The organism is Enterobacteriaceae bacterium Kacie_13 (genome assembly GCA_013457415.1).
Lineage (GTDB): Bacteria > Pseudomonadota > Gammaproteobacteria > Enterobacterales > Enterobacteriaceae > Rahnella.
The window spans coordinates 3,254,716-3,269,540 of the sequence record CP045665.1 but is presented as its reverse complement, the minus strand read 5'-3'; the positions used below and the strand labels follow the sequence as shown (position 1 = coordinate 3,269,540).

Sequence of the window (14,825 nt, the reverse complement as noted above, 5' to 3'; positions counted from 1 at the left end):
ATAGAATAGGCACGCTGATTTTTTATAGGTTTATGCTGCGATTGAGGTTTTTTTAATCGCTATTATTAATTTGTCTGACCGGCAGATTTCCCCTACGCAAACGTTTTCTTTTTCTGTTAGAATTCGCAGCGATTTGGATGCCGGGGTAGACATGACTGGATTAGACACTGGAATAGTTAATGGTCTGGATTGATTACGTCATCATTGCGGTTATCGGATTTTCTGCCTTAGTCAGTTTGATTCGTGGCTTTGTTCGTGAGGCTTTATCGTTGGTAACCTGGGCTTGTGCCTTCTTCGTTGCCAGCCATTATTATCCTTACCTCGCCATCTACTTCACGCGTTTCGAAGATGAGTTAGTTCGAAACGGGATCGCAATTGCCATCTTGTTCATCGCGACGTTGATCGTAGGTGCAATTGTCAACTATGTGATTGGTTCGCTGGTGGAAAGAACCGGGTTGTCCGGCACTGACAGGGTGTTAGGTGTGTGCTTTGGCGCACTGCGCGGTGTGTTGATTGTCTCCGCGATGCTGTTCTTCCTGGATACTTTTACCGGTTTCTCACAAAGTGAAGACTGGAAGCAATCTCAGTTGATCCCACAGTTCAGTTATATCATCAGGTGGTTCTTTGACTACCTGCAGAGCACGTCGAGTTTCTTGCCAAAACATCTTTAGTTTTGGCAGCGCTGAAGAGGAAAAGACAACATGTGCGGTATTGTCGGTATCGCCGGTTTCATGCCGGTAAACCAGTCGATTTATGACGCGTTAACGGTGTTACAACACCGTGGGCAGGATGCCGCAGGCATCGTCACCATTGACGCCAATAATAACTTCCGTTTACGGAAAGCGAATGGCCTGGTGAAGGATGTTTTCGAAGCCCGCCATATGCTTCGCTTGCAAGGCAACATGGGCATCGGCCATGTTCGCTACCCAACGGCTGGCAGTTCCAGCGCTTCAGAAGCTCAACCTTTTTACGTCAACTCTCCGTTTGGCATCACCCTGGCCCATAACGGTAACCTGACGAATGCCCATGAACTGAGAAGTAACCTGTTCGAAGGCCAGCGCCGCCACGTCAACACGACTTCCGATTCTGAAGTCCTGCTGAATATCCTGGCCAGCGAGCTGGATCGTTTCCAACATTATCCGCTGGAAGCTGACAACATTTTTGCCGCCGTCGCGGCTGTGAACCTGAAAATCCGTGGCGCGTATGCCTGCGTGGCGATGATCATCGGCCACGGCATGCTGGCGTTCCGTGACCCGCACGGCATCCGCCCGCTGGTGATCGGCAAACGTACGCTGGAAGGTGGGCGTAACGAGTACATGGTGGCGTCTGAGAGCGTGGCGTTAGATACGCTGGGCTTTGAGTTCCTGCGCGATGTTGCGCCGGGCGAAGCGGTGTACATCACCGAAAAAGGCCAGCTGTTCACCCGCATGTGTGCTGAGAATCCGCAGTACAACCCATGCCTGTTCGAGTATGTGTATTTCGCGCGTCCTGACTCGTTCATCGACAAAATTTCCGTCTACAGCGCCCGTGTACGCATGGGTGAAAAGTTGGGCGCGAAGATTGCCCGTGAATGGGAAGATCTGGATATCGACGTGGTGATTCCAATCCCGGAAACCTCTTGCGATATCGCGCTGGAAATCGCGCGCATCCTGAATAAACCGTACCGGCAGGGTTTTGTGAAAAACCGCTACGTAGGCCGTACGTTTATCATGCCGGGTCAGCAGGAGCGTCGTAAATCCGTTCGTCGCAAACTGAACGCTAACCGCGCAGAGTTCCGTGATAAGAACGTATTGCTGGTCGATGACTCCATCGTGCGCGGCACCACCTCTCAGCAGATTGTAGAGATGGCGCGTGAAGCGGGCGCGAGACGTGTTTATCTGGCCTCTGCGGCACCGGAAATCCGTTTCCCGAACGTGTACGGCATCGATATGCCCAGCGCCAACGAACTGATTGCACACGGTCGTGAAGTCAGCGAAATCAATCAGATTATCGGTGCAGATGCGCTCATCTTCCAGGATCTCAGCGATTTGATCGCCGCAGTAAAAGAAGATAACAGCGATATCGAGAAGTTTGAGTGTTCGGTGTTTGACGGTATTTACGTCACCAAAGACGTTGACCAGAATTACCTGGAATATCTCGAAGCCCTGCGCAACGACGACGCTCAGGCGTTACGTGGCCAGCAGGAAGCTGAAAACCTCGAGATGCACAACGAAGGCTGATTAGCCGGTTGCTGACATCCGTTGAAGCGCGCCCCTCCGGTGAACAGCCGGGCGGGCGCGTTTTTTTATGTCTGAATTTATGTCAGTATTAGCATCATCGGGTCCGGTAACATTTTTCTAAGGCAGTTTTCATGAAACGACTTATTGTCGGCATTTCAGGCGCCAGCGGCGCAATTTATGGCGTCCGGTTATTGCAGGTGCTGCAAAACGTGCCCGATATTGAAACTCATCTGGTGATGAGCAATGCCGCACGGCAAACGCTGACCCTGGAAACCGATCTGACGTTGCGTGATGTTCAGGCACTGGCCAATGTAGTGCATGATTCCCGTGATATCGCCGCCAGTATTTCTTCCGGCTCATATAAAACCACCGGAATGGTGATTTTGCCGTGTTCGATTAAAACGCTGTCCGGCATTGTGAACAGTTACACCGATGGTTTACTTACCCGCGCTGCCGATGTGGTACTCAAAGAAAGCCGTCGTCTGGTGCTTTGCGTTCGCGAAACTCCGCTGCATCTCGGGCACCTGCGACTGATGACCCAGGCAGCCGAGCTGGGGGCGATCATCATGCCACCGGTCCCGGCGTTCTATCATCGCCCGGAATCGGTTGACGATATCATTAATCAGACCGTCAACCGCGTGATTGACCAGTTTGATATTGAACTGCCACAGGACTTATTTGTTCGATGGCAGGGCAGCCACTGAGTTTTTCCCACCGCTTACGCACTCATTTCTAGCATTTCACTAACATTGCACCAACAGTGATCACAAATTGATTCATTGCGGTGCAGCGCCAGGCAACCCTTACGCTATCCTTTACTCAGACCTCTGAATACTTTCAACTTCCTGATGATTTTTTGACCGGTTTTCGCTCTCTTTACAAGGAAATTGGCCTTACTGAGAAACGGCATGAAAAGTGCATGAGAGAATCTGGCAAAAAAGCCATTTGCATCGTTCAGCAAACTATAAAAAGACGTTCATTCACGCACACGCAACCACAACAGATGAATAATCACTGAGGCTAATGTATGAAAAAGTTGTTCAAGGTTCTTCCGCTGGTTCTGGTCTTAGCCAGTGCTGGCAGTGCATTTGCTGCCGCGCCTAAAGCAATTAATATCGGCACCGATCCGACTTATGCCCCATTTGAATCAAAAGACTCCAGTGGCAAGCTGGTTGGTTTTGATATCGATCTCGCTAACGAAATGTGTAAGCGTGCGGCCATCAAATGTACGTACGTTGAAAGTGATTTCGATGCGCTAATCCCGTCTCTGAAAGCCAAAAAAATTGATGCGATCATTTCCTCACTGTCCATCACTGAAAAGCGTCAGCAGGAAATTGATTTCACTGAGAAACTGTACGCTGCCAACGCCCGTCTGATCGCACCTAAAGGCTCTAAAGTGTTGCCTGAACTGGATGCGCTGAAAGGTAAAAACGTTGGCGTATTGCAGGGTTCCACTCAGGAAGCCTATGCCAACGCAATGTGGCAGCCAAAAGGTATCAACGTGGTGGCTTACCAGAACCAGGATCTGATTTATGCGGATCTGGCATCTGGCCGTCTCGACGCGGCATTCCAGGATGAAGTGGCAGGCAGCGAAGGCTTCCTGAAACAGTCAGCTGGCAAGGACTACGCGTTCGCAGGTCCCTCCGTGAAAGACGATAAATTCTTCGGTGTGGGTACTGGTATGGGTCTGCGTAAGACCGACACCGACCTGAAAGCTGCGCTTAACAAGGCGTTTGACAGCATGCGTAAAGACGGGACTTACGACAAGCTGGCGAAGAAATACTTCGACTTTGACGTATACGGCGGCTAATTATCCGCTGTGTGATGTGCCACAGGGGGCGGTACGTCGCTCCCTGAGGTTCTGACGCGGGCGCTGTCTGGTCTGCGGCGGGATCCATTGAGACAGGAAAAAACCATGCTGTATGGGTATTCCCAGGTAATCATCCAGGGCACGTTGGTGACACTGGAACTGGCGATTTCGTCAGTTGTTTTAGCGCTGGTGATAGGGCTTATCGGGGCCGGTGGGAAACTGTCAAAGAGCCGGGTTATCTCTGGTTTCTTTGGTTGTTACACCACGCTTATCCGCGGCGTACCTGATCTGGTATTGATGTTATTAATTTTTTACGGCTTGCAGATTGCGCTCAACAGCGTGACAGAATCACTTGGATTTACCCAAATTGATATCGACCCGATGAGCGCCGGTATCATCACGCTCGGTTTTATCTATGGTGCATATTTCACCGAGACCTTCCGTGGCGCGTTTATGGCCGTTCCCCGTGGACAGATCGAAGCGGCGACCGCCTTTGGTTTCTCAGGCTCACAGATTTTCCGCCGTATACTCTTTCCGGCCATGATGCGCTTCGCACTGCCCGGTATCGGTAATAACTGGCAGGTGATTTTAAAAGCCACTGCGCTGGTGTCTTTGCTAGGCCTCAATGATGTCGTTAAAGCCACGCAGCTGGCAGGCAAGGGCACATATCAGCCGTTTTACTTTGCGATTGTCGCGGGTGTGGTTTATCTGATTTTTACCACGCTGTCGAACGGCGTGCTGTTATGGCTTGATCGCCGCTATTCGCTGGGTGTGAAGAGGGCTGAGCTATGATCGATATTCTTCAACAATATGGCTGGTCGCTGCTCTATAGCGATGGCTACCGGTTTACCGGTCTGGCAATTACGTTGTGGCTGCTCATCAGTTCTGTGGTGATTGGCGGCCTGCTGGCCGTGCCGATGGCCGTGGGCCGCGTCTCTTCCAATAAATTTATCCGTTATCCTATCTGGCTTTATACCTACATCTTTCGCGGCACGCCGCTGTACGTTCAGCTGCTGGTGTTTTACTCCGGGATGTACAGTCTGGAGATCGTGCGCGGAACCGACTTTCTGAACGCGTTCTTTCGCAGCGGTCTGAACTGTACAATTCTGGCGTTAACGCTCAATACCTGTGCGTATACCACCGAGATTTTCGCCGGGGCTATCCGTTCGGTGCCGCACGGTGAAATCGAAGCGGCTAACGCTTACGGATTTTCGCGCTTCAAACTCTATACCTGCATTATTTTGCCTTCGGCGCTGCGCACGGCACTGCCTGCTTACAGTAACGAAGTCATCCTGATGCTGCACTCTACCGCGCTGGCCTTTACCGCCACTGTGCCGGACGTGTTGAAGATTGCCCGTGATATTAATTCGGCAACCTATCAGCCGTTTTACGCCTTCGGCATCGCGGCGGTGATATATCTTTGTGTTTCTTTTGTTCTGATTGGTCTGTTCCGCAAGGCGGAAAAACGCTGGCTGGCGCACGTTAAGCCTCAGGCCGCTCATTAAAAAAAGCCAACTATCGACACCATTGCGGGAAACGTTATGTCAGAAAACAAATTAGCCGTTCTCGATTTACACAAACGCTACGGCGACCACGAAGTGCTAAAAGGCGTGTCGCTCATGGCTAACGCCGGGGATGTGATCAGCATTATCGGATCATCTGGTTCCGGTAAAAGTACCTTTTTACGCTGTATCAACTTTCTCGAAAAACCGAGCGAAGGGTCGATCAGCGTCAATAATCAGGACATCCGAATGGTGCGCGACACCGACGGCCAGCTTAAAGTCTTTGATAAGAAGCAGCTGCAACTATTGCGCACCAAATTGACGATGGTGTTTCAGCATTTCAATCTGTGGAGTCACATGACAGTGCTGGAAAACGTCATGGAAGCGCCGGTGCAGGTGCTGGGGCTGAGCAAAACGCAAGCGCGCGAACGTGCCGTGAAGTATCTCGATAAAGTGGGGATTGATGCGCGTGCGCAGGGCAAATATCCGGTGAACTTGTCCGGAGGCCAGCAGCAGCGTGTCTCAATCGCCCGTGCGCTGGCGATGGAGCCTGAAGTGCTGTTATTCGATGAACCGACCTCTGCGCTCGACCCGGAGCTGGTAGGCGAAGTGCTGCGCATCATGCAGAAACTGGCGGAAGAGGGAAAAACCATGGTTGTGGTCACCCACGAAATGGAATTTGCCCGTCATGTCTCAAATCACGTGATTTTCCTGCACAAAGGTGTGATTGAAGAGCAGGGCAATCCGGCGGAAGTCTTCAGCAATCCGAAAAGCACGCGCCTGCAACAGTTTCTGTCGGGTGCGCTGAAGTAAAATTACCCTTTATAAAAGGAGGTGAAAACAGGCAGAAGAGTAAAGTGTCCGCGCCATCAGGGATGATTTTACGGCGTCTTTACGATCTGCCTGTTTTCACCGGTGCTGGCAATTTATCATCAGTCTCAAACCGCCATTAATACACCGGGTGTTTTTTTCGTCGGTCTGCCGGTTTAACCTTTTGCGGCCAGCAGGCACAGCTGCACGGTCAGCTCGTAAGATTTCACGAACGAACTCACTGGCAGGAATTCATACTTCGAGTGAAAATTATGTGCGCCGGTAAAGTAGTTCGGCGTCAGCAGGCCTTTGGCTGACAGTGCCGCACCGTCGGTGCCGCCGCGCATCGGGATCACTTTCGGTTCAACACCGATCTCTTTCAGCCCGGCAAAAATCAGATCAATCGCCCGGCGATCTTGGCCGATCGCACTGCTGATATTGCTGTAAGTATCGCTGATATCCACCGAGACTTTGGCCGTCGGATACTGAGCGGCAATGGTCTTCGCCACATCCTGAATTTTCTGCTTACGCGCTGCAAAGCTGGCGCTGTCGAAATCACGGATTGACGCTTTCAACTGCGCACCCTGTTGCGAAGCGCTCATGCCGTTGAACCAGACGTAACCTTCGCGACCTTCAGTATTTTCCGGTGTTTCTGCACGGTCAAAATGGCTGATGAAATCCTGCGCCATCAGCAGCGGATTGACCAGTACGCCTTTGGCCGACATCGGGTGCGCCGTCACGCCGGTAAAGTCGATTTCCACAGCTGCCGCATTGAAGTTCTCGTACACCACTTCGCCCAGTTCACAGCAGTCGATGGTGTAGGCGAAATCTACGTCGAACCGGGCCAGATCCAGTGCTTTTGCGCCGCGCAGGCCGATTTCTTCATCTGGTACAAACGCTACCACGATATCGCCGTATTCCTGTTCTGCCTTCAGATTCTCCAGCACTGTCATCACCACGGTCACGGCGGCTTTGTTATCGGCGCCCAGCACGCTGGTGCCGTCGCTGAAAATGATCTCTTCGCCCTTATACGGCAAAATTTCCGGGCGCTCAGCCGGACGCAGCCAGATGTCTTTTTCCTTGTTCAGGCAGAGATCGTCGCCGGTGAAACGCAGCGTCTGCGGGTGAATATCAGCGCTCAGACCGACATCGACGGTATCAATATGCGTGATAAAACCAATGCGCGGGCCGCCCGGTTTAGTACCGCGCTTGACCGCCGTGACGGTCGCATATTCATCGATCTGAATGTTTTCTAAGCCGAGCTGATGTAGCTCATCGGCCAGCAGACGCGCCATATCATGCTGACCCGGCGTGCTTGGTAACGTGTTCACACTGGCGTCACTTTGTGACGTCACGGAGAGATAGCGGTAGAAACGTTCGGTAAGCTGTTTTGCGATAGTTGTCGACATCTTGACCTCTGAATGATCGCCAATGGGTTTACTTGTTATAAGATTTTCATATATAACAAAGTATTACTAGTTGTTATTCAGATGTTAATCTGTTTTTGCTTTGGGTTCCATGATGAAGAACTTTTAAACACTCTCCGGACAGGGAAAAAAGAGAAAAAAATGAAACACAACATCCTCAAAATAAGCACAGGGTTACTGGCTTTAGCAATCACCGGCGGTGTATCCGCCAAAACGCTGGTTTATTGTTCTGAAGGTTCACCGGAGCAATTCAACCCGCAACTTTACACCTCTGGAACCTCGGTGGACGCCAGCGCGGTGCCGATTTATAACCGTTTGGTGGATTTCAAAACCGGCACAACTGAGCTGGTGCCGAGCCTGGCGGAAAGCTGGGACGTCAGCCCGGACGGTAAAACCTACACTTTCCACCTGCGCAAGGGGGTGAAATTCCAGAGCAGTAAGCTGTTCAAGCCAAGCCGTGATTTCAACGCCGACGACGTGATTTTCTCGTTCATGCGCCAGAAAGACGAAAACAATCCGTATCATAAAGTCTCCGGTGGCACCTACCTGAACTTCGACAGCCTGAAGCTGGGCGATTTGATAGGCAGTATTGATAAGGTCGATGACTACACGGTGCGCTTCAATCTGACCCGCCCGGAAGCGCCGTTCGTCGCCGATCTGGCCTGGTATTTCGCGTCTATCCTCTCGGCAGAATATGCCGATCAGATGTTGAAAGCCGGTACACCGGAAAAGCTCGATCTGAACCCGGTAGGCACCGGTCCGTTCGAACTGGTTCAGTACCAGAAAGACACGCGTCTGCTGTATAAAGCCTTCCCGGAATACTGGCAGGGCAAATCTAAAATCGATCGTCTGGTGTACACCATCACGCCGGATGCCTCAATGCGTCTCGCAAAACTGGAAAAAAATGAATGTCAGGTGATGCCGTTCCCAAATCCGGCAGATCTCGACCGTATGCGCGCCAATAAAGACATTAATCTGATGAGCAAATCGGGCCTGAATACCGGTTTCCTGTCCTTCAATACCCAGAAGCCACCGCTGGATAACGTGAAAGTGCGTCAGGCACTGAGTATGGCCATCAATAAGCCGCAAATCATCGAGGCGGTATTCCGCGGCACCGGCACGGCGGCGAAAACGCTGTTGCCGACCGGCGTCTGGGGTTACAACGACAAGGTGACGGATTACGATTATTCACCGGAAAAAGCCAAAGCTTTACTGGCGGAAGCGGGTATGCCGAACGGTTTCGACATCGACCTGTGGGCGATGCCAGTCCAGCGCCCTTACAACCCGAACGCTCGCCGTATGGCAGAGATGATTCAGTCTGACTGGGCGAAGATTGGCGTGAAAGCGCACATCGTCAGCTACGAGTGGGGTGAGTACCAGACGCGGATCCGCAATGGCGAGCACATGGCCGCGCTGATGGGCTGGACCACCGCTAACGGCGACCCGGATAACTTCTTTGGCCCGTTGTTTACCTGTAACGCAGCGAAGGGCGGCTCTAACTCGGCCAAGTGGTGTTACGCACCGTTTGATCAGTTGATCACCGAGGCCAAAGAAACCACCGATCATGCCAAACGCGTCGCGCTATACGAGCAGGCGCAACAGATGATGCACGATCAGGCTCCTGCGGTGATGATTGCGCACTCGACAATATTCGAACCAGTTCGCAAAGAAGTGAGCGGGTATGAGATTGACCCGTTTGGTAAACATGTGTTTTATCAGGTGGATGTGAAGGAATAAGGCTATACCGAGCCTTGGTGCCCTTTTAAGGGCATCAATCAACACTTCTTAAAGATAAAACCACTCTGCTTTTGAATTTAAGATTGTGCGGGCGATTCAGACATCTTGCTGAACGGAGCGGCCTGGAGACCAAAGGCTCCAGGACCGAGAGAAGGCACCGCGCAGCGGCAAGATGTCCAGCCTGTCGCGGTGATACCTGAAACAAAGCCAGCAAGCGAAGCGCTTGTTGAAAAAGCGAGGAGGAATCCAAAGGAGGAAAAGCACTTTCCTCCTTTGGGCGGTTTCGGCGCTGAAAGAGAAGTGATCGCAGTCGTTGAGAAACCGAAACATTCTCGATCTGTTTTTGAAAAGCGTCAGTACAGCGCAATTGTCCCGCTGCTCAACCGAAACTTTCTCGCTCCGGCTGAGCAGGGGTCTGTAAGCCTCTTCACTTCAACAAATCCTCCAGCGCTTCCTTCAATTCCTGATGTGTAAACTCAAAGCCGGCGGCTTCCAGCCGTTTAGGCACAGCCCGCTGGCCACCGAGTACCAGCACCGACGATTCGCCCATCAGCAATCTTACTACGCCCGCAGGAGCCCGCATAAACGCCGGACGGTGCAGAACTTCGCCGAGCAGGGCGCTGAACTGTTCATTACGCGCCGGATACGGCGAGACCATATTGAACGGGCCGGTGAGGGTTTCATGCATCAGCAGGAAAATGATGCCGCTGACCATGTCGTCGATGTGGATCCACGGCATGTATTGCTGACCATCGCCTATCGGGCCGCCGAGACCTGCACGGAAAGGCAGAGTGATTTTCGCCAGCGCCCCGCCTTTGGCTGCCAATACGATGCCGGTTCTCAGCAGACACACGCGCGTGCGCGGGCTTTCTGCCGTCAGCGCCAGCGCTTCCCAACGGGCGCAAAGCTGCCAGGTAAACTGCTTATTAGGCGGTTCATCCTCCGGGACCAACGCCTGTCCCTGATCGCCGTAATAACCCACTGCTGAACCTGAAATAAAGACTGACGGTGGCGTCTGACTGGCGTTGATGAGCTGCGCCAGTTTTTCGGTTAACTGCCAGCGGCTCTCGCAAAGTTTGGCTTTGTACTCTTTAGTCCAGCGCTTATCGGCAATCGGCTCGCCTGCAAGATTGATCACTGCATCGAAACCATCAAGGGACGTTTTACCGTCCAGCGTTTCCCAGAGCTGAACCTGTGAACCCAGTATTTTTGCTGCGCGTTCGGGAGCTCGGGTGAGGGCAGTAATCTGATGAGATTGCTCGACAAGTCTCTCCGTGAGCCTGCGGCCAATAAGCCCGGTAGCGCCGGTTATCAGGATTTTCATATCAGGTTCCTTAACTGTCTGAATACGCGAATGAACTGTTTGTAATCATAGTTGAGTCGCCGCGCTTAACGCGCGATATGGAGCACAATTAATGGAAATTATTTACAGCGGGATTTTAAAAGAAGAACCCCCGGCAGACACCGGGGACCGAGCGGTTATTGATTGTTGATGCGGGTAGTATCGGCCAGTGCGTAGGCTTTTTGCGTCGCCGGACGGGCTTTGACGCGCTCGAACCAGTTACGCACCGCCGGATACTCCGCCAGATCAATGCGCTGGCGCTCATGTGCCACAATCCACGGGTAAGTCGCAATATCTGCAATACTGTAATTGTCACCAGCGATGTAGGCATTTTTGGTCAGCTGGGTGTTGAGCACGCCGTACAGACGTTTGGTTTCATGCTGATAACGCTCAATGGCGTAGGGCACAGGCTGCGGCGCGTAATGGGTGAAGTGATGGTTCTGTCCGAGCATCGGGCCCAGTCCGGCCACCTGCCATGTCAGCCACTCAAGCGTGGTGGTGCGTTCGCGCAGTTCTTTACTGAGGAATTTGCCGGTTTTTTCCGCCAGATACTGCAAGATTGCGCCGGATTCAAATATGCCGATGGGAGCACCGTTGTCTACCGGAAGGCTGTCAACAATGGCCGGGATTTTATTGTTAGGCGAGATGGCCAGAAACTCGGGTTTAAACTGCTCGCCTGCGCTGATATCAATTCGGTGAAGGCGGTAGGGCAATCCGGCTTCTTCCAAAAAGAGGGTAATTTTGTGGCCGTTCGGTGTGGGTGCGTAATAAAGATCAATCATATTGCCTCCTGCGTTATGTTAATCACTCTGCGGGACGGGATACGCCAATGTGGAATCGTTAATCACACGTTTTTAAAGTGATTGACTAGGGTATCATAACGCTGATGAATACCGGCCTGCGTCAGACCTTTGTCGGAGTTGTCTTATGGCGATTTTGGGGGGGTAACATAACTTTTACCTGTCACCAACGCATCCATTGCTATTGAAGCCATATGGCAGACCCAGATAGAATCTCCGGACATTGTCGACGTGTTGCACCAATCACTGCGCACAGACCCATTGCGCACAGACCAGCGCTTAAAACAGAAGGTTTCAGCGGATGTCAGAACAAGAGCAAAACATCAGTACGGAAGAATGGGTTGATATCGTCAACGAAGACAACGAGGTCATTGCCCAGGCCAGCCGACAACAAATGCGTGCTCAGGTCCTGCGTCACCGTGCCAGCTACATTGTGGTTCATGACGGAATGGGAAATATTTTGGTTCAGCGCCGTACAGATACTAAGGACTTCTATCCGGGCTGGCTGGATGCGACGGCGGGTGGAGTGGTGCAAAGTGGCGAAAATATTCTTGATTCAGCCCGCCGTGAAGCGGAAGAAGAACTGGGAATTGCCGGTGTGCCGTTTGCCGAACATGGGCAGTTTTACTTTGAAGAAGAGAACAAATGCCGCGTGTGGGGCGCGCTGTTCAGCTGCGTATCTCACGGCCCGTTCGCGCTACAGGAAGAAGAGATTGATTCGGTGCGCTGGATGACGCCTGAAGAAATCACTGCGCGCTGTGACGAATTCACACCGGATTCTCTGAAAGCCCTGTCGCTGTGGATGACGCGCAATAATGAGAAAGAACACGGTAAGCCGCTAACCCGTGAAACTGCTGCACCGGTTGAAACGCAAGACGTTGAAACAGCTGAAGTGGGTGATGTGGAAAAAAATCAGAGTCCTTCCGCCTGATAAAACGGGCGATATCACGTCGCCCGCTGCTTTTCCGCCCGCGTCTTAACAGCTGTCCCGCTTACACAATGACGAAGCGATCGCCACCTCTTCCCACTCTTCATCATGAATTCTTGCCAACAATGCCTGCGCCGCCCGCGTGCCAATTTCTTTATGTGGAATGGCAATGGTGGTCAGTGGCGGCTGGCAGACTTTACTCACGTCTGCATTGCCAAACCCGACAACCGCCAGACTGTCCGGTACCTTGATACGCCTGCGCTGGCATTCATACAACGCACCGCACGCCAGATCGTCTGAAACGCACACCAGTGCATCGATCTCCGGCCACGCCAGCAGAAACTCCGGCAGTTGCTGAGCGCCGGTAGAGAAGCTGGCGGGCTCGGCGGCGTTGATCACCCGATGTGGCGACATATGCGCTTTCAGCATCGCTTTGCGCCAGCCCTGCAAATGTTGCTGGAAAATCCACTGCTCCTGATTAGCGCACAGCATGCCGATGTTCTGGTATCCCTTCGCGACCACCGTCTGCGTGAGCTGAAACATCGCTTCGACGTAATCAATGCCAATATTCATATCGATGGGCGAATCGGTCAGCGCGCCAATTTCCAGCACAGGAATAGTCAGATTATCAAGCCACTGCCGCACGTTGGCCGAGTGCTCGACGGAGAGCAAAATCGCCGCGGCCAGATTGTATGACAGCAGCGTTTCCAGCAGCTTTTCTTCGCGTTCTATACGGTGCTGGGATTCAGCCAGCATTATCTGATAACCGGCGGGTTGGAGGACTTTTTGCAGCCCGGCAAACATCTCGGCACAGCCCGGTTCGGACAGGCTTGGTACAATCATTGCGATGGTGTAAGAAGAGGCGGAGGCCAGTGAACTCGCTGCCTGATTGGGTAAATACCCCAACTGGCTGACAGCTTCTTCGATCTTTTCACGCAGCTTATCCGAGACTTGTTCTGGCGTGCGCAATGCGCGGGAGACGGTCATGCTACCCACGCCCGCAAGCTGCGCCACATCAGCCAGCGTTACCCTCCCGGTACTGCGTCTTTTCTTGTTAATGGACATTCACAATCCTGACTCCTACACCCGCAGGTATAGCGAAAAAAGCAAGCCGCAGCAGGGTGATACCTGAAGGTTCCACGGCAGAATTGGGTAAATTATCGGTGATTTCCCGACAAAGTATACCGTTATTTGTGCGAACTGCGGTCTGGCGATACCGGAGTGTGACTATTTTTGATAGCGCTATCACAGTTCCCAATGATAGAAGTTTGGTAGCGCTATCTTTGCGAGATGTATCACAGATGTTAACGCTACCGGTGAGTAGAGTCAGGGCGTTGGTGTTGTCTGGGGGAATTCGGCACACCCGCTCATAAAAAAATAAACCGGAGCTATACCTATGCTGAATGATTGGCTGACGTCTGACAGGATTCAGATCAGAACAGATATCACGGACTGGCGGCAGGCAGTGGAAGTCAGCGCTGAACCACTGTTAGAAGATGGCACTATCACCCCTGACTACCTGACAGCAATATTTGCCCAGCGGGAAAAGTTGGGCCCGTATTTCGTTCTGGCACCGGGGATTGCGATGCCGCATGCCCGACCGGAAGAGGGTGCAAAAGGGTTAGGACTGTCGCTGCTCACGTTGCCACGCGGCGTGAAATTTAATTCCGAAGATAATGATCCGGTATATACGGTAGTGATGTTATCGGCACCGGATAAACACAGTCATATCGAGTTAATCTCTGAACTGGCGGAGTTATTCTCCAGCGATGAAGAGATGCAGAAAATACATCAGGCAATAGATATTAAAACCATTCAGGATGTCCTCGCGAAATTCTGACCCTAAACTCTTCGTTAATGGAATGACGTTAATTCATCACGGAAGTAGCGACGAGTAATGACATCAGAAAATATTCTGATGCGTGAACCTACAAACTTTTAAAAACACAGGTGAATAAGATGAAAATCATGGCGATTTGCGGTTCCGGTTTAGGCAGTAGTTTTATGGTCGAAATGAATATCAAAAAAGTGCTGAAAAAATTAAATATTCAGGCTGACGTTGAGCATTCTGATTTATCGTCAGCCATCCCCGGTGAGGCCGATTTGTTCGTGATGGCCAAGGATATCGCTGCCAGTGCCAACATCCCTGAAAATCAGCTGGTTGTCATTACCAATATTGTGGATATTAACGAGCTGGAAACAAAATTAGTCGCACATTTTGAAAAGCATCCGGTGTCCTGACGGTCACTA

14 protein-coding genes and 1 pseudogene are annotated in these 14,825 nt (G+C 51.9%); 11 read left to right on the top strand and 4 right to left on the bottom strand.

Translation table 11 applies throughout. From position 1 onward, the window contains the following. The first annotated feature begins 179 nt into the window (after positions 1-179). The 7 genes from cvpA to hisP all read left to right on the top strand — a co-directional run bounded on the left by cvpA (position 180) and on the right by hisP (position 6,344). On the top strand, positions 180-671 hold the full coding sequence (cvpA, locus tag GE278_14835) for a colicin V production protein (protein ID QLK61975.1): 492 nt from the start codon (positions 180-182) through the stop codon (positions 669-671). A 30-nt stretch (positions 672-701) separates the two neighbouring features. Then, complete coding sequence (gene purF / locus GE278_14830) at positions 702-2,219, top strand: amidophosphoribosyltransferase (GenBank protein QLK61974.1); 1,518 nt, start codon at positions 702-704, stop codon at positions 2,217-2,219. A 131-nt stretch (positions 2,220-2,350) separates the two neighbouring features. Beyond that, positions 2,351-2,923: a UbiX family flavin prenyltransferase gene (locus GE278_14825; GenBank protein ID QLK61973.1), complete on the top strand. Its 573-nt coding sequence runs from the start codon at positions 2,351-2,353 to the stop codon at positions 2,921-2,923. Between the two features lie 323 nt (positions 2,924-3,246). Beyond that, positions 3,247-4,029 (top strand): lysine/arginine/ornithine ABC transporter substrate-binding protein ArgT, encoded by a 783-nt coding sequence (gene argT / locus GE278_14820; GenBank protein ID QLK61972.1) that lies wholly within the window; start codon positions 3,247-3,249, stop codon positions 4,027-4,029. 105 nt (positions 4,030-4,134) lie between these two features. Then, entirely contained in the window at positions 4,135-4,821 is a 687-nt protein-coding gene (locus tag GE278_14815; GenBank protein QLK61971.1) for an ABC transporter permease subunit, read from the top strand. Next, a complete protein-coding gene (locus GE278_14810) occupies positions 4,818-5,534 on the top strand; it encodes an ABC transporter permease subunit (GenBank protein ID QLK61970.1) in 717 nt (238 codons plus the stop codon). The genes GE278_14815 and GE278_14810 overlap by 4 nt, the downstream gene beginning before the upstream one ends. A 36-nt stretch (positions 5,535-5,570) precedes the next feature. Next, positions 5,571-6,344 (top strand): histidine ABC transporter ATP-binding protein HisP, encoded by a 774-nt coding sequence (gene hisP, locus GE278_14805; protein QLK61969.1) that lies wholly within the window; start codon positions 5,571-5,573, stop codon positions 6,342-6,344. A 173-nt stretch (positions 6,345-6,517) separates the two neighbouring features. Here hisP and pepT read toward each other — a convergent pair whose 3' ends face one another. Continuing rightward, positions 6,518-7,750, bottom strand: a complete 1,233-nt coding sequence (pepT, locus tag GE278_14800) for a peptidase T (GenBank protein ID QLK61968.1) — start codon at positions 7,748-7,750, stop codon at positions 6,518-6,520. Positions 7,751-7,909: 159 nt separating this feature from the next. On the opposite strand from pepT, the gene GE278_14795 reads away from it, so the two are divergent. Continuing rightward, entirely contained in the window at positions 7,910-9,505 is a 1,596-nt protein-coding gene (locus GE278_14795; GenBank protein QLK61967.1) for an ABC transporter substrate-binding protein, read from the top strand. Between the two features lie 427 nt (positions 9,506-9,932). On the opposite strand, the gene GE278_14790 is transcribed toward GE278_14795, so the two are convergent. Both GE278_14790 and yfcG read right to left on the bottom strand, forming a co-directional pair. Continuing rightward, the gene (locus GE278_14790; GenBank protein ID QLK61966.1) at positions 9,933-10,829 is read right to left on the bottom strand and encodes a TIGR01777 family protein; all 897 of its coding nucleotides are present in this window, start codon (positions 10,827-10,829) and stop codon (positions 9,933-9,935) included. Between the two features lie 155 nt (positions 10,830-10,984). Beyond that, entirely contained in the window at positions 10,985-11,629 is a 645-nt protein-coding gene (yfcG, locus tag GE278_14785) for a GSH-dependent disulfide bond oxidoreductase (GenBank protein ID QLK61965.1), read from the bottom strand. Between the two features lie 319 nt (positions 11,630-11,948). Here yfcG and yfcD point away from each other — a divergent pair. Beyond that, positions 11,949-12,494 (top strand): annotated as a pseudogene (yfcD, locus tag GE278_14780) (NUDIX hydrolase YfcD). A gap of 129 nt (positions 12,495-12,623) precedes the next feature. Here yfcD and GE278_14775 read toward each other — a convergent pair. After that, positions 12,624-13,640 carry a LacI family DNA-binding transcriptional regulator gene (locus GE278_14775; protein ID QLK61964.1) on the bottom strand — a complete coding sequence of 339 codons (1,017 nt, stop codon included), beginning with the start codon at positions 13,638-13,640 and terminating at the stop codon, positions 12,624-12,626. 331 nt (positions 13,641-13,971) lie between these two features. Between GE278_14775 and GE278_14770 the strand changes: the two genes are divergently transcribed. Beyond that, positions 13,972-14,415, top strand: coding sequence for a PTS sugar transporter subunit IIA (locus GE278_14770; GenBank protein ID QLK61963.1), 444 nt, complete (start codon positions 13,972-13,974; stop codon positions 14,413-14,415). Between the two features lie 119 nt (positions 14,416-14,534). Beyond that, positions 14,535-14,816 (top strand): PTS mannitol transporter subunit IIB, encoded by a 282-nt coding sequence (locus GE278_14765; protein QLK61962.1) that lies wholly within the window; start codon positions 14,535-14,537, stop codon positions 14,814-14,816. Positions 14,817-14,825: the final 9 nt, after the last annotated feature.

Coding starts and splice junctions, on each gene's coding strand:
- GE278_14825 (QLK61973.1), top strand. CDS start 2,351: ATGAAACGACTTATTGTCGGCATTTCAGGCGCCAGCGGCGCAATTTAT.
- GE278_14795 (QLK61967.1), top strand. CDS start 7,910: ATGAAACACAACATCCTCAAAATAAGCACAGGGTTACTGGCTTTAGCA.
- GE278_14810 (QLK61970.1), top strand. CDS start 4,818: ATGATCGATATTCTTCAACAATATGGCTGGTCGCTGCTCTATAGCGAT.
- argT (QLK61972.1), top strand. CDS start 3,247: ATGAAAAAGTTGTTCAAGGTTCTTCCGCTGGTTCTGGTCTTAGCCAGT.
- GE278_14815 (QLK61971.1), top strand. CDS start 4,135: ATGCTGTATGGGTATTCCCAGGTAATCATCCAGGGCACGTTGGTGACA.
- cvpA (QLK61975.1), top strand. CDS start 180: ATGGTCTGGATTGATTACGTCATCATTGCGGTTATCGGATTTTCTGCC.
- hisP (QLK61969.1), top strand. CDS start 5,571: ATGTCAGAAAACAAATTAGCCGTTCTCGATTTACACAAACGCTACGGC.
- yfcG (QLK61965.1), bottom strand. CDS start 11,629: ATGATTGATCTTTATTACGCACCCACACCGAACGGCCACAAAATTACC.
- GE278_14790 (QLK61966.1), bottom strand. CDS start 10,829: ATGAAAATCCTGATAACCGGCGCTACCGGGCTTATTGGCCGCAGGCTC.
- GE278_14765 (QLK61962.1), top strand. CDS start 14,535: ATGAAAATCATGGCGATTTGCGGTTCCGGTTTAGGCAGTAGTTTTATG.
- purF (QLK61974.1), top strand. CDS start 702: ATGTGCGGTATTGTCGGTATCGCCGGTTTCATGCCGGTAAACCAGTCG.
- pepT (QLK61968.1), bottom strand. CDS start 7,750: ATGTCGACAACTATCGCAAAACAGCTTACCGAACGTTTCTACCGCTAT.
- GE278_14775 (QLK61964.1), bottom strand. CDS start 13,640: ATGTCCATTAACAAGAAAAGACGCAGTACCGGGAGGGTAACGCTGGCT.
- GE278_14770 (QLK61963.1), top strand. CDS start 13,972: ATGCTGAATGATTGGCTGACGTCTGACAGGATTCAGATCAGAACAGAT.